The organism is Herbaspirillum sp. Her2 (genome assembly GCF_057961375.1).
Genome location: NZ_CM176331.1, coordinates 5429617 through 5443338 on the forward strand (window position 1 = coordinate 5429617; position 13722 = coordinate 5443338).

At 61.3% G+C, this 13722-nt stretch carries 10 protein-coding genes; all 10 read left to right on the forward strand.

Going from position 1 to position 13722, the window contains the following annotated elements:
• Positions 1 to 192: 192 nt before the first annotated feature.
• The 10 genes from ACWHXP_RS24695 (at position 193) to ACWHXP_RS24740 (ending at position 13719) form a co-directional block, all read left to right on the forward strand.
• Positions 193 to 819, forward strand: coding sequence for a tetratricopeptide repeat protein (locus ACWHXP_RS24695; RefSeq protein WP_489634819.1), 627 nt, complete (start codon positions 193 to 195; stop codon positions 817 to 819).
• 91 nt (positions 820 to 910) lie between these two features.
• Positions 911 to 1411 carry a type VI secretion system contractile sheath small subunit gene (tssB, locus tag ACWHXP_RS24700; RefSeq protein WP_034330819.1) on the forward strand — a complete coding sequence of 167 codons (501 nt, stop codon included), beginning with the start codon at positions 911 to 913 and terminating at the stop codon, positions 1409 to 1411.
• Between the two features lie 11 nt (positions 1412 to 1422).
• Complete coding sequence (tssC, locus tag ACWHXP_RS24705) at positions 1423 to 2916, forward strand: type VI secretion system contractile sheath large subunit (protein WP_034330820.1); 1494 nt, start codon at positions 1423 to 1425, stop codon at positions 2914 to 2916.
• 34 nt (positions 2917 to 2950) lie between these two features.
• Positions 2951 to 3442 (forward strand): Hcp family type VI secretion system effector, encoded by a 492-nt coding sequence (locus ACWHXP_RS24710; protein ID WP_034330822.1) that lies wholly within the window; start codon positions 2951 to 2953, stop codon positions 3440 to 3442.
• Between the two features lie 190 nt (positions 3443 to 3632).
• A complete protein-coding gene (tssE, locus tag ACWHXP_RS24715; RefSeq protein ID WP_134223451.1) occupies positions 3633 to 4121 on the forward strand; it encodes a type VI secretion system baseplate subunit TssE in 489 nt (162 codons plus the stop codon).
• Entirely contained in the window at positions 4122 to 5966 is a 1845-nt protein-coding gene (gene tssF, locus ACWHXP_RS24720) for a type VI secretion system baseplate subunit TssF (RefSeq protein WP_039783887.1), read from the forward strand. It abuts the gene before it with no gap.
• Positions 5930 to 7018 carry a type VI secretion system baseplate subunit TssG gene (gene tssG / locus ACWHXP_RS24725; RefSeq protein WP_489623848.1) on the forward strand — a complete coding sequence of 363 codons (1089 nt, stop codon included), beginning with the start codon at positions 5930 to 5932 and terminating at the stop codon, positions 7016 to 7018. Before tssF ends, tssG begins: the two co-directional genes overlap by 37 nt.
• Positions 7019 to 7090: 72 nt before the next feature.
• Positions 7091 to 9766 carry a type VI secretion system ATPase TssH gene (gene tssH, locus ACWHXP_RS24730; RefSeq protein WP_489634818.1) on the forward strand — a complete coding sequence of 892 codons (2676 nt, stop codon included), beginning with the start codon at positions 7091 to 7093 and terminating at the stop codon, positions 9764 to 9766.
• Positions 9767 to 9862: 96 nt separating this feature from the next.
• Positions 9863 to 12763 (forward strand): type VI secretion system Vgr family protein, encoded by a 2901-nt coding sequence (locus tag ACWHXP_RS24735; RefSeq protein ID WP_489634817.1) that lies wholly within the window; start codon positions 9863 to 9865, stop codon positions 12761 to 12763.
• A gap of 11 nt (positions 12764 to 12774) precedes the next feature.
• Positions 12775 to 13719 (forward strand): DUF4123 domain-containing protein, encoded by a 945-nt coding sequence (locus ACWHXP_RS24740; RefSeq protein WP_489634816.1) that lies wholly within the window; start codon positions 12775 to 12777, stop codon positions 13717 to 13719.
• The last annotated feature ends 3 nt before the right edge of the window (positions 13720 to 13722 follow it).

A 13722-nucleotide genomic window follows, 5' to 3' on the forward strand; every position in this document is an offset into this window, starting at 1 on the left:
AGTCGTGATTGGAACGTGGCGTAGTGAAAAAGTGCGGTTTCCAGAAGCATCAATTTCGCCAGAAAACAGCCGTCGCATCTCATTTGCAGCCTAAAAATCAGGAATCTCCGGAATTTTTCGGTGCCGACTAATTTGCTTGCGCGATGTCGTGCAAGGCTTTCTTAATGTCAAAAATATAAGGAGTGGTTTCCAATGTGTGCGAGCAAATTCAAGACAGGTCTGATCATTCCGGCGTTGCTGGCGGTGATGTTGGCGGGTTGTGCCAATACCCAGGGCAAGCCCAATCCGGAAGATGAGGCCAAGAACACGCTGGAAAGCGGAGTGGCCCAGGCCAATACCGCGCAGGCGGAAGGCAAGACCGACGAGGCAGTGTCGGTGCTGAAGGTGGTGGCAAGCCGCTTCCCTGCTGACAAGACGCCCTGGCTGCGTATCGCCCAGATCCGCTTCGATGCAGGTGATTACAGTGATGCGATCGTCAACGCCCAGGAAGCCCTCAAGCGCGATCCCGCCGACAAGGTCGCCAACAGCATCGTGACCGTCTCCGGTCTGCGTCTGGCCACCAAGTCGCTGGGGGATCTGCGCTCACAAAATGCATTGAATGGTTCGGTCAAGACCGAAGCACAGGACCTGACCAAGATCCTGCGTGAAAGCCTCGGCGAAAACACCTTGGTGCCCGCTCCGGCCAAGCCTGTTGCAGCGGTCCGTCCGCGCGGCAAGGCAGCTCGCAAGGCGGCTCCTGCACCTGCTGCAGATGCGGATGCCGGCAATGGCAGCAGTGGCGGTGGCAGCGGTCCCAATCCCTTTGGCAATCTGAAGTAAGGCGCGCCAGCGGGGGCAGCTTGTGCTGTCCCCGTTTTTCAAGCCGCCTCAGGCGAATGGGGCGTTCACTCAATACAGCAGCGGAGCAAACATGGCCAAAAGAGAAAGCATCCAGAAAAAACTGCAGAAAGTGCGTCCCCCGCGCGTGCAGATGACGTATGACGTCGAGATCGGTGACGCCATCGAGAAGAAGGAACTGGCCTTCGTCACCGGTGTGGTCGGTGATTTTGGCGGCAACTCGGAGGTGCCGCAGCCGCGCCTGAAGGATCGCAAGTTCATCAACATCGATCCCGACAATTTCGACGAAGTCATGAAGGGCATCGAGCCGCGCGCGGTTTATCGCGTCTCCAATGAGCTCTCCGACAAAGGCGGGGAATTCGCGGTGGAACTGAAGTTCCGCTCGATGGAAGACTTCCGTCCCGAGTCCGTGGTGCAGCAGGTCGAGCCGCTGCGCAAGCTGCTGGAAGCACGCACCAAGCTGGCCGATCTGCGCAACAAGATCGCCGGCAACGACAAGCTGGAAGACATCCTCAGCGACGTGCTCAACAGCACCGAGAAGCTGGCCGAACTCAGCAAGCAAACCAACAAGTAAAAGAGATTCCCATGTCCGCTCAAGCCAATACCGAAGCTGCCGCAAGTGCTGCGCCTGCCGCTGCCGCCAGCACTCTTCTGGATGACATCGTCGAACAAAGCAAGGTCGCCAAGTCCTCTTCCGAGCATGACCGCGCCAAGGATCTGATCACCGAACTGGTCAGCCAGGTCATGGAAGGGACGGTGGTCGTCTCCGACAACCTGTCGGCGACCCTGGATGCCCGCATTGCCGAACTGGATCATCTGATCTCGAATCAGGTCAGCGCCATCATGCATGCCCCCGAATTCCAGAAGCTCGAAGGCAGCTGGACAGGCCTGAACTACCTGGTGCGCAACACCACCGTTGGCGAGAATCAGAAGATCAAGATCCTCAACGCCACCAAGAAGGAACTGGTCAAGGACTTCAACTCGGCCCTGGAATTCGACCAGAGCGCCATGTTCAAGAAGGTATATGAAGAAGAATTCGGTACCTTCGGTGGCGCGCCTTTCGGTGCCTTGCTGGGCGATTACGAAATCACGCGCCAGCCTGAAGATATGTACTTCATCGAGCAGATGTCGCGCATCGCCGCTGCGTCGCACGCTCCCTTCATCACCGCCGCATCGCCTGAGCTGTTCGGCCTGGAGAGCTATGCCGACCTGGGCAAGCCACGCGACCTGTCCAAGGTCTTCGACACGGTGGAATACGCCAAGTGGAAGTCCTTCCGCGAATCCGAGGATTCGCGCTATGTCGGCCTGACCCTGCCGCGCTTCCTCGGCCGTCTGCCATTTAATCCCAAGGATGGCACCACCGTTGAAGGCTTCAACTTCGTCGAGGATGTGGATGGCACCGACCACTCCAAATACCTGTGGTGCAACGCTGCCTATGCCTTCGGCAGCAAACTGACCAAGGCTTTCGAGGACTTCGGCTGGTGCGCGGCCATTCGCGGCGTGGAAGGTGGTGGCCTGGTCGAGGACCTGCCCACCCACACCTTCAAGACGGATGAAGGCGAAGTCGCCCTCAAGTGCCCCACCGAGATCGCCATCACCGACCGTCGCGAGAAAGAACTGTCGGATCTGGGCTTCATCTCGCTGGTCCACTGCAAGAACACGGATTACGCCGCCTTCTTCGGTGCCCAGTCCGCTCAGAAGCCCAAGAAGTACAACACGGATGCGGCCAATGCCAACGCGGTCCTGTCCTCGCAGTTGCAATATATCTTTGCCGTCTCGCGTATCGCTCACTACATGAAGTCGATGATGCGGGACAAGATCGGCAGCTTTGCTGCCGCTTCAAACGTCGAAGACTTCCTCAATCGCTGGATCGCGCAATACGTGCTGCTGGATGACAACGCCACGCAGGAAGCAAAAGCGCAATTCCCGCTGCGCGAAGCTTCGGTACAGGTGTCGGAAGTGCCGGGACGGCCAGGCGTTTATCGCGCCGTGTCGTTCTTGCGTCCGCATTTTCAGTTGGATGAACTGTCCGTGTCGCTCCGGCTGGTTGCGGAGCTGCCGCAGGCAGGTAAATCTTAACTATTTTTCCTCCCTCATGTTTACAGGATAAGTTATGGCAATTGACGTCTATCTGCAAATCGACGGCATCAAGGGTGAATCCACTGATGACCTGCACAAGGATTGGATCGAGTGCAAGACCGTTGACTGGGAAGTCCTGCAGCCGAAATCGGCAACCGCATCGACCGGTGGTGGCCACACCGCCGAGCGCTGCGAGCACAAGGACATCGTGTTCACCAAGGTGGCTGACCTGGCTTCGCCGCTGCTGCTGCAAAACTCTTCCTCGGGGAAGACCATCCCGAAGGCCAAGTTCGAATTCATGCGCGCCGATGGCAAGGGCGAGCGCGTCCGCTATTTCGAAATCGAACTGACCAACGTCATGATCAGCAGCGTCGCTCCCTCCATCGAGTCGGGCGAGATCCTGAACGAAGTGGTCGGCCTGAAGTACTCCACCGTCAAGTGGAAGTACACCCAGCAGAAGAAGGATGGCGGGACCGCCGGCAATACCTCGGGCGGTTGGGATCTGTCGACCAACAAGGTCATCTGAGGCAACCTTGCACTGAACGGATGAGCTGTCGGCAAAAGAACAGCCATTCATGAAGCGTATGACGTCCGCCGGTCCTCCGGCGGACTTCCGCTTTCAACACCGTGTGATTCACTATCAAGATCGTTGATTGGTCGGCCAGGCCAGTCGATTCACCCACCCGATAATTCGATCACCAGACGGGGGAAAGCATATGAAAGGCTTCGCGCCCAGCCTGTTTGACAAGCTGATGAATGATGGACCGCGTTCCTCCTTCAGCCCTGTCGTCAGCCGCCTTTCCATAGAAGAACTCAAGGATGCCGTCGCACGCGATCTGGAAGCAATGCTCAACACGCGCTCCGTCGTGCCCGAGGAATTGCTGCAGCAATATCCCGAATGCAGCACCTCCATCATCGCCTATGGTCTCAATGATTTTGCCGGGATGAGCCTGGCCAGCCTGGATGACCGCACTGCCATCTGCCATTCCCTGGAAGAAGCCATCTCCCGGCACGAGCCACGATTGCGCAACGTCAAGGCCACGCTGGAGATCCAGGAAGGTTCGATCAACCGCCTCAATTTCGCCATCAGTGCCTTGCTCGTGGTCAATGCGGCGCGCGAGACCGTCAATTTTGACGCCGTCCTGCAGCCGTCCACCCTGCAATATTCGATCAGCAAGTCGCGAACCACGCGCATAGGAGTCTAAGTGCAAGAGCTGCTTCCCTATTACGAGCGCGAGCTGAGCTTCCTGCGGCGCTATTCCCGCGAGTTCTCCGAGCGCTATCCCAAGATCGCAGGCAGCCTGTTGATGGCCGGCGAGATCTGTGAGGATCCACATATCGAGCGCATGATCCAGTCCTATGCGCTGCTCAACGCGCGGGTCTCCAAGCGGCTTGATGACGACTACCCCGAATTCACCGAGGCCTTGTTCGAGGTCCTCTATCCGCATTACCTGCGACCTTTCCCCTCCTGCTCGATCGCGCGCATGGACTCTGCAGCCTCGGCTGCGCAGCTGACCAACGCCACCGTCATCCCGCGCGGGACGGCGCTCTCCACGCGGCCGGTGAAGGGCGTGATCTGCCGGTTCCAGAGCGCTTACGATGTGCCGGTCGCGCCCATCCGGTTAGCGCAAGCGGTCTTTTCTCCCATCATCGATGCCCCCGAGGCAGTGGTACTGCCGACTTCAGTGACATCCTCCCTGTCCATCACCATCGAGACCACCACCGAGCAGGTGACCTTGTCCAAGCTGGGCCTGGCCTCGCTGCGCGTCTTCATCGATGGCGAGGCCTCGTTCTGCGCCGCCCTGCGTGACAGCCTCTTCATGCGCAGCACGGCTGCCTGGGTCGAGCTGCCGCGCAGCGGCCGCTGGACCGGGCTGCGCAAGGTCCCGCTGGCCGAGGTGGGGTTCGCTGAAGAGGACGCGCTGATCGACTTCCCGTCGCAATCGCATCCTGCCTATCGCCTGCTGACCGAGTATTTTGCCTTCCCCGAGAAATTCAATTTCTTCGACATCGATCTGTCGGCCATTCTCGCCGTCCTGCCGGCCGGGACCAAAAGCTTCACCTTGCACCTGGGCCTGTCCGGCTTGCGCGCCGATTCGCACATCGCCCGCCAGCTTGGCGGCGTCAGCGCGGCCAATCTGCTGCTGGGCTGCACGCCAGTCATCAACCTGTTCAGCCAGCGGGGCGATCCGATCCGCCTGACGCATGCGGGTGCCTCCTACCCGGTCCTGCCCGACGGGCGTCGTGCCTTCGGTTACGAGGTCTACTCGATTGATTCGGTCCAGCTGGTGCGCCAGACGCCGCAAGGCGAATCGATCACGCGTTTCCGCCCCTTCTATTCCCTGCGCCACGGCCAGGCACCGGAGAGTGATGGTCACTACTGGGCCATGCGCCGTGACGAATTGGTCGCACTGAAGAGCCCCGGATATGAAACGGAGATCTCGATCGTCGATATCGATTTCGATCCGGCCAAGGTCGAGACCGATACCCTGAGCATCGAGCTGACCTGCACCAACCGCGACCTGCCTGCCTTGCTGACCTACGGCCTGCCGGGCGGAGACTTGAGTCTGGAAGGTGGCGGCGTGATCCGCACCGCCGCCTTGTTGCGCAAACCGACGTTGCCGTCGCGCTTCGAGCGCGGACGCGGCGCGCAATGGCGTCTGATCTCGCATCTCTCGCTGAATCACCTCTCGCTCATGCGGGGTGGGCTGGAAGCCTTCCAGGAGATGCTCACGCTTTACGACCAATCCAATTCACCCATTTCGCAACGCCAGATCAGTGCCATCGCCGCCATCGATCACAAAGCCACCACCGCATGGTTGCCGGGCAATCCGTTCGCCAGCCTGGTGCGCGGCATCGAGGTCAAGCTGACCGTGGATGAAGAAGGTTTCGTCGGCAGCGGCTTGCACGCCTTCGCCGGCGTGATCGATCGCTTCATGGGTTTGTACGTCCACGCCAACAGCTTTTCGCAGTTGACCGTGATATCCAAAAGAACCGGGGAGGAACTGCTCAAATGCAGGCCACGCAGCGGAGATTTGAGCCTAGCGTGATCGAGCGGCTGTTCGCCGCTCCTCACCGCTTCCAGTTTTTCCAGGCCGTGCGCATGATCGAACTCTGGTTCAAGCGCAACGGGGTGCCGCATGAACGTGCGCTCAGTGATTTCCTGCGCTTTGCCAATCGCACCGTACTCGGCTTTCCTGCCAGTGAAATCGAGGGGATTGAGACCTATCCGCCGCGCGAAGATGAGACTGTCTCCGTCGCTGACATGGAACAGGCACTGCGCAGCGGGCAGATGAAGTATGTGCGGCTGACGCCGACCTTCATGGGCTTCCTGGGCGGCAGCGGTTCGCTTCCTGCGCATTACACCGAGCGCATCGCCCGTCACCAGATCGAGCAGCGAGATGAAGGTCCGCGTGCTTTCCTGGATGCCTTTTCCACGCGTTCGCTCGCCCTGTTCTATCAGGCGTGGAGCAAGTACCGGCTGGCCTTTCAATACGAAGCCGGCCGCCGCGATACCTTCCTGCCGTTGCTGTTGTCCCTGTCCGGGCTCGGTTTCCGTTCATTGCGCGAGCGCCTGCAGGATATCGAGGGCAACGGTGTCCGCGACGAATCCCTGGCGCACTTCGCGGGGGCCTTCCGTCACCGTCCCGCCTCGGCACCCTACATGCAGAAGGTATTGGGCGAGTATTTCTCGGTGCCGTTGCAGATCGAGCAGTTCGTCGGCTACTGGTACAAGGTGCCGCGCGAACACCAGACCATGCTGGGTTCGACCAATTCGGCACTCGGTACGGCCATGGCCGGCGAGCGGGTCTGGCAGCGCGACCTGCGCATGCGTCTGCGTATCGGCCCGCTGGCGATGAAGGATTTCGAGCAGTTCCTGCCAGGGAAGAAGGCCTCCCTGGCCTTGGCGCGCATGTTGGGCATGTTCACCGGATCGACGCTCGAATATGAAGTGCAGCTGGTGCTGCGTGCGCAGGATGTCCGCGGTATGGCGCTTGCGGGCACAAATGAAGGAGGACGCCTGGGCTGGGACACCTTCATCGCCACCGCGCCCGAAACAAGGGACCGTGCCGATATCCGCTACGAAATTGCCGTTCAGTGATGTGAAAGAAAACCACAAAAACCAAGATGGCCGCCAAGGCTGTCGCCATTCAAAGCAGGAAGGAAACGCAGCATGGGCATCAACCTGAAATCCCTGATCAGCAAACTCAACGAGTCCGCGCGCCTGGCCACGGAACGCGCAGCCACGCTGTGCATGTCGCGCGGCCAGTATGAAGTGGACCTGGAACACCTGTTCCTGGCCCTGCTGGAGCAGCCGCAATCCGACTTTTGCCTGATCGCGCGACGTAGCGGCATCAGTCTCGACAGTCTGCAGGCTGATCTCGAACGCGAAATCGGCACCTTCAAGAACGGCAATACCCGGACCCCGGTGCTGTCTCCTCATTTGCAAACCTTGTTCGAACATGGCTGGCTGATCGCTTCGCTGGACAGCGGCAATCCCGCCATCCGCAGCGGCCACCTGCTGCTGGCGCTGCTGACCCAGAGCGAGCTGTCGCAACTGGCCTATCGCGGTTCCAAGCTGTTTGCCAAATTCAAGGTCGACGAACTGAAGCATGACCTGCACAAGCTCACCGAAGGTTCGGTGGAAGCGCCCGCGATGGCAGATGCCGGCGGCAAGCCGGGTGAAGAGGACAGCGCAGGCGGCGATCCCGTGGGCGAATTGCAGCAGCGCGCTGCCAGCAAGACCCCGGCGCTGGACCAGTACACCACCCAGCTGACCGAGCGCGCCCGTGACGGCAAGATCGACCCGGTCATCGGACGTGACGCCGAGATCCGCCAGGCGGTCGACATCCTGCTGCGCCGCCGCCAGAACAATCCCATCCTGACCGGTGAGGCCGGCGTGGGCAAGACCGCCGTGGTGGAGGGCCTGGCCCTGCGCATCGCCCAGGGCGATGTGCCGCAGCCCTTGCAGGGCGTGGAGATCCATACGCTGGACATGGGCCTGCTGCAGGCCGGTGCCAGCGTCAAGGGCGAGTTCGAGAATCGCCTCAAGAACGTGATCGACGAGGTCAAGAAAAGCCCGCATCCCATCATTCTCTTCATCGATGAGGCGCACACCATGATCGGTGCCGGTGGCCAGGCCGGACAGAACGACGCCGCCAACCTCCTCAAGCCCGCCCTGGCACGTGGCGAGTTGCGCACCATCGCCGCCACGACCTGGAGCGAGTACAAGAAGTATTTTGAGAAGGATGCCGCATTGGCCCGCCGCTTCCAGGTCATCAAGGTCGAGGAGCCGACCGAGGAAGTGGCATGCGCCATGCTGCGGGCAATGGCACCGCTCATGGAAAAGCACTTTGGCGTGCGCGTGTATGATGAAGCGATCACCGAAGCCGTGCGCCTGTCGCATCGCTACATCAGCGGCCGTCAGCTGCCGGACAAGGCCATCAGCGTGCTCGATACTGCCTGCGCCAAGGTGGCGCTGGGACAGAATGCCACGCCGGCGCTGCTGGAAGGCGTCACGCGGCGCATCGAGCGTCTGGATGCCGAGATCGGCGCACTGCGGCGCGAGAGCGCCAGCGGCTCCGAGCATCAGGCACGATTGGCCGAATTGCAGGCACAACACGCCGCGGCCCTGGCTGAACAGGCCGATCTGCAGACTCGCTGGGAGCAGGAGCGTGGCTTGAATGAGCGCATCCAGCAGGCGCGTGCCGCCCTGGAAGACGCCAACAAGGAAGGTAGCAACACCGGTGATGCCGATGCTGCGCGCGCCGAACTGAAGCAGTTGCTGGACGAGTTGAAGCAGCATCAGGGCGAGACCCCGATGGTGCCGGTCCAAGTGGATGGCCATGTGGTAGCCGAGATCGTGGCCGGCTGGACCGGCATCCCGCTGGGCAAGATGGTCAAGGATGAGATCAAGACCGTGCTAGGCCTGGACGCCTTGCTGCGCGAGCGCGTGCTCGGGCAGCCGCAGGCGACCTCTGCTGTCGCACAGCGCGTGCGTACTTCGCGCGCCAATCTGGATGATCCGGGCAAGCCCAAGGGCGTGTTCCTGTTCGTCGGACCGTCCGGCGTCGGCAAGACCGAGACCGCGCTGGCACTGGCCGACGTGCTGTATGGCGGCGAGCGCAAGCTGATCACCATCAACATGAGCGAATACCAGGAAGCCCATACCGTCTCCGGCCTCAAGGGTTCGCCGCCGGGTTATGTCGGCTATGGCGAGGGCGGCGTACTGACGGAGGCGGTGCGGCGCAATCCGTATAGCGTGGTGCTGCTCGACGAGGTGGAGAAGGCGCACCCGGATGTGCTGGAATTGTTCTTCCAGGTTTTCGACAAGGGCGTGATGGACGATGGCGAAGGCCGCGAGATCGACTTCAAGAACACCATCATCATCCTCACCAGCAATGTCGCTTCCTCGCAGATGATGCAGGCGTGCCTGAACAAGACTGCGGAAGAGTTGCCCACCCCGGATGAGCTCGATGCGCTGATCCGGCCCCAGCTGGTCAAGGCCTTCAAGCCGGCTTTCCTGGGGCGTCTCAAGGTCATCCCGTATTACCCGATTGCCGACGAGGTACTGGTCGAGATCATTCATCTCAAGCTGGCGCGCATCGCCAAGCGGATCGCCGGCAACCACAAGGCCGAGTTCAGCTACGACAAGGCGCTGGTCGAAGCCGTGCTCGCGCGCTGCACCGAGGTTGATTCCGGCGCGCGCAATGTGGACAACATCCTCAACGGCAGCCTCTTGCCGGAGATCGCCGAAAGCGTATTGGCGCGCATGGCCGAAGGGCAGGGCATCAGCCGCATCAAGGTCTCGGCCAGCAAGAAGGGCGATTTCAAGTACACCATCCAGTAATCTTCACGAAGCGGTCAAGATCATGACGTGTTCCTCTCCACTCTTTCACCCGGCAGCGCCTGCTGCTGAGCTTGTCCGATCAACGGCGGGGCAATCATGATTGCCTCGGCCATCGCCGCCCTGGCGGGGGCGTGGAATCAATCCACGCGGGTGATGCGGCTGTACATGGCCGCAGGAGCGGAGCTGGGCGCGGAGACGCTGATGGCCGAGAAATTGCAGGCCGTCGAGCAGATCAGTGCGTTCCAGGAGGAGCGCGGTGCGATGGATGGCAAGGCGGACATCGCCGGTTATCGCCTGCAGCTCTCCTGCCTCAGCCTGAACGCCGGCATTTCCCTGCGCAAGCTGCTGGGGCAGCCGGTGCTGGTTGAGCTGGATACCGATGGTGCGCCGCGTGCCTTCCATGGCCACGTCACCGACTGCCGGATGGAAGGGGCGAATGGCGGCATGGCGCGTTACGTGCTGACCATTGAGCCGTGGCTGGCCTTCCTGCAGCATCGGCGCGACAGTGCAGTATTCCAGGACATGACGGTGCCGGACATCATCGAATCCGTCTTCCGTGACTACCAGGGACAAGGCAAGCTGCAGCCCGCCTGGCGACTGGACTTGCAGGATGCCTCGGTCTACCCCAGGCGCAGTCTGGCGACGCAGTACCAGGAGACCGATCTCGCTTTCGTCGAACGCCTGCTGGCCGAGGAAGGCCTGTTCTACTACATCGAGCACACCGGCGACCCGAGCAGCGCCAGCCTGGGAACGCACACTGTGGTCATCGCTGACCACAACGGCAGCTTCAAGCCCAATGCACGTGACCAGATCGCCTTCAGCCAGCCGGGAGCGGTGATGTCGCAGGACAGTATTGACCGCTGGCGCAGCGTGCGCCGCTGGCAGAGCAATGCGGTGGAGATCCTGACCTGGGACTACCGCCAGGCCGCAGTACGAGAGGCCAGCAGCATGAGCAGTACCGGTGGCGATGATGCCCACGGCAGCCAGGGCGAAACACCGGGCGGTCTGGTATTGACCCTGCGCGATGCGCCCGGCGTCTACGCCAACGAGAACCGTGCGCAGGCCGAACGCCAGGCGCGCAATCACATGCAGGCCATCGAGGCGCGCAATGAAATCTTCACCGGCACGGGCACGGTGCGCAGTCTCAGGCCCGCGACCAGCTTTACCCTCACTGGTCACTACGACCATATCGGTGGCGCGGATGACGAGTTCGCGCTGCTGCGGGTGGTTCACCAGGCGCACAACAATCTGAACGCGGATCTCAAGGCGGAGGCGAGGCGTCTGCTGGGCGAAGCTGCACTGGACGAGGGTGCGGCTGCGGGGAGTCTGCTCGATGCCGCCTTGCAGCCTGCGCGCGGCGATGCACGTCCGGTTTACCGCAATCGTTTCGAGGCGATCCGCATCAAGATTCCGTATCGTCCCCTGCTGACGGATGCTGAGGGAACGCGTCTGCATCCCAAGCCGGTGGCGAGCGGCCAGCAGACGGCCGTGGTGGTCGGCGCGCAGGGACAGGCGGTCCATACTGACCGCGATAACCGGATCCGTGTGCAATTCCATTGGCAGCGCGGCGAGCGCAGTCACAGCGGCTTGAGTTCTCCGGCACCGGAAGGTCACGTTGGCGCGCCAGCCAATGAACAATCTGGCACCTGGGTTCGGGTGCTGGCGGGTATTGCGCCGACGGCGGGCGCCAATTGGGGTGGCCAGGCGGTGCCGCGCGTGGGGCAGGAAGTCCTGATCGACTTCATCGAAGGCGACATCGACCGTCCGGTGGTCATCGGCACGCTGTACAACGGTCGCGGGCAGGACAATGCCCAGGGCAACCAGGCCGGGCAGGGTGCAGGTGCGGCCACCGGCAATGCACCGGCGTGGTTCCCTGGCGATACGGACGGGCACCAGCATGCGGCGGTGCTCTCCGGTATCAAGACACAGGCATTGGGTGCCAGCCAGAGCGGCGGTGGCGCGTACAACCAATTGGTGTTTGACGATACCCCCGGCCAGTCGCGCGCCTCGTTGCAGCAGCATGCGGATGGCCATGACGGTGCCAGCGAACTGAATCTTGGTCTGCTGCGCCAGCAGACCGACAATCAGCGCCTGGCTGCCACCGGTCAGGGCTTCGAGCTGAAAACCCGCTACAGTGCGGCCGTTCGCGGCGGTCAGGGATTGTTGTTGTCTACGGAGAAGAGTTCGGGGGCGCAGCTGGATGTGCGGGGTGCGCTTTCGCAGCTGGCGGACAGCGTCGATAAGCAGAAGCAATTGGCGGAGACCGCCCAGAAGCACAATGCCAAATTCGAGGGCGAGACGGAAGCAGGCAAGTTGCCCGCGGTGGAATCGCTGCCGGAGTCGGTCGAGGTGCTCAAGGCGAGTGCCACGGCTTCATCGGGCAATGGCAGCGGTGGTGAGGGCAACGAAGCAAGCACAACTGGCGCGACCGCCTTCAGCGCTCCGCAGTTGCAGCTCTCCAGTCCGGCCGGCATCGCGGCGGCAACACCGGCCAGCGCGATTCTGGCAGCCGGGGTGACCAGCAGCGTCACGGCGGGCAAGGACATCAACCAGATTGCCCAGGGCCATCTGCATCATCTGGCCAAGGCAGGGATCAGTCTTTTCACTTACGGCAAAGTCGGTGATGCCAGCAAGCCGGTTCAGGATGCCGGCATGGCGCTGCATGCTGCATCGGGAAAGGTCAGCGTGCAGAGCCAGGCGGGAAAGACCCTGATGACGGCGGCGAAGCAGGTGACGGTGGCCAGCGTGGGGAAGGATGTGCAGATCACGGGCAAGCAGCATGTGCAGTTCAGTGCGCAGGGCGCGTGGCTGAAACTCGAGGGCGGCAACATCGAGGTGCATGGGCCGGGGGCGATGGAGTTCAGGGCTAGTGCCAAGGAGTTGACGGGACCGGCCAGTAGTACATCTTCCTTGACCATGTCCAGCGGCGACATCAAGGGCTGTTCCCAGGCCAGCCAAGATGCCAGTGCGGCGATGGCCGGTGCCCAAACTTTATAGGGCAGGAATCAATGGAAGATAACGTGACAATGATTGCAACGCCGCTCTGGGATTCGTATGTCAGTGCATTGCATTCCCGTTTCCAAGAAAAGCCTTGCCTCGCCTGGATCAATCCTGCCCAAGGCGATCCCTTCGAGACCGATGAATTGGTGGCCGCCAGAAAAGTGTGCGTTCCCATCATGCATCCGCACTTTGACATGCGTTATGCACCTTACTTGGTGGAACTGGACCTGTCCCGATTCCAGGATGGTGATGTACTGGCTCGCACAGTGGAGTTGGCCGCCAATGCATGGACACTGGACAGCTTGCAGAAAATGAACGGACAGCCGATATGCGGATGGGTGGCAGCTTCATGCACAGCGAGGGATCTGGCGGCTTACTGGGCGCGTACGTGCCACATTCACCGGCGTAACGGCCAAACCAAGCTGCTCCGCTTCCATGACCCTGGGGTACGCGAATGGCTGTGGCCTACACTTGACAGACTGCAGCACACCATTTTGCTGGGGCCGGCGACCTACATCCTGTCGGTTGGCCGTAACGGGCAGCTACTGGAGCAGGGCCTCGACGAGACCGAGCCGCACCAACAGAATCCATCCCTGGCGTTGACCGCAAAACAATGGAACGAGGTAGAGGATTATGCAGTCGTCCACGCTGCCTGGCTTGCCCTATGCGGGCAGGATGAAGCATGGCGTGGCCGCCTGTCGCTGCAGCCAGATTGGCAATATAACGCGCTGGATTGCCTTCGACACGCTACCGAGTACCGCATTACGGACGCGCAGGATCGCGTCTTGTTCGCCAGGCACGCCTTGGAAGTTGGCACAAATTTTCATTTGAATGCCTTGCTCTCACCAGTGTGGGAAAGGACGCGCGCTGGCGAATACTATGGCGGCGCGCTCGAAGAGCTTATTGGCGACAGCGCCGACCGCCTGTTTATCCATTTGCATCACGAGACCTGAGCC

What these genes read in the sequence shown, in the direction of transcription:
- ACWHXP_RS24740 (WP_489634816.1), top strand. Translation starts at nt 12,775, where the DNA reads ATGGAAGATAACGTGACAATGATTGCAACGCCGCTCTGGGATTCGTAT.
- tssC (WP_034330820.1), top strand. Translation starts at nt 1,423, where the DNA reads ATGTCCGCTCAAGCCAATACCGAAGCTGCCGCAAGTGCTGCGCCTGCC.
- ACWHXP_RS24710 (WP_034330822.1), top strand. Translation starts at nt 2,951, where the DNA reads ATGGCAATTGACGTCTATCTGCAAATCGACGGCATCAAGGGTGAATCC.
- tssG (WP_489623848.1), top strand. Translation starts at nt 5,930, where the DNA reads ATGCAGGCCACGCAGCGGAGATTTGAGCCTAGCGTGATCGAGCGGCTG.
- ACWHXP_RS24735 (WP_489634817.1), top strand. Translation starts at nt 9,863, where the DNA reads ATGATTGCCTCGGCCATCGCCGCCCTGGCGGGGGCGTGGAATCAATCC.
- tssE (WP_134223451.1), top strand. Translation starts at nt 3,633, where the DNA reads ATGAAAGGCTTCGCGCCCAGCCTGTTTGACAAGCTGATGAATGATGGA.
- tssB (WP_034330819.1), top strand. Translation starts at nt 911, where the DNA reads ATGGCCAAAAGAGAAAGCATCCAGAAAAAACTGCAGAAAGTGCGTCCC.
- ACWHXP_RS24695 (WP_489634819.1), top strand. Translation starts at nt 193, where the DNA reads ATGTGTGCGAGCAAATTCAAGACAGGTCTGATCATTCCGGCGTTGCTG.
- tssH (WP_489634818.1), top strand. Translation starts at nt 7,091, where the DNA reads ATGGGCATCAACCTGAAATCCCTGATCAGCAAACTCAACGAGTCCGCG.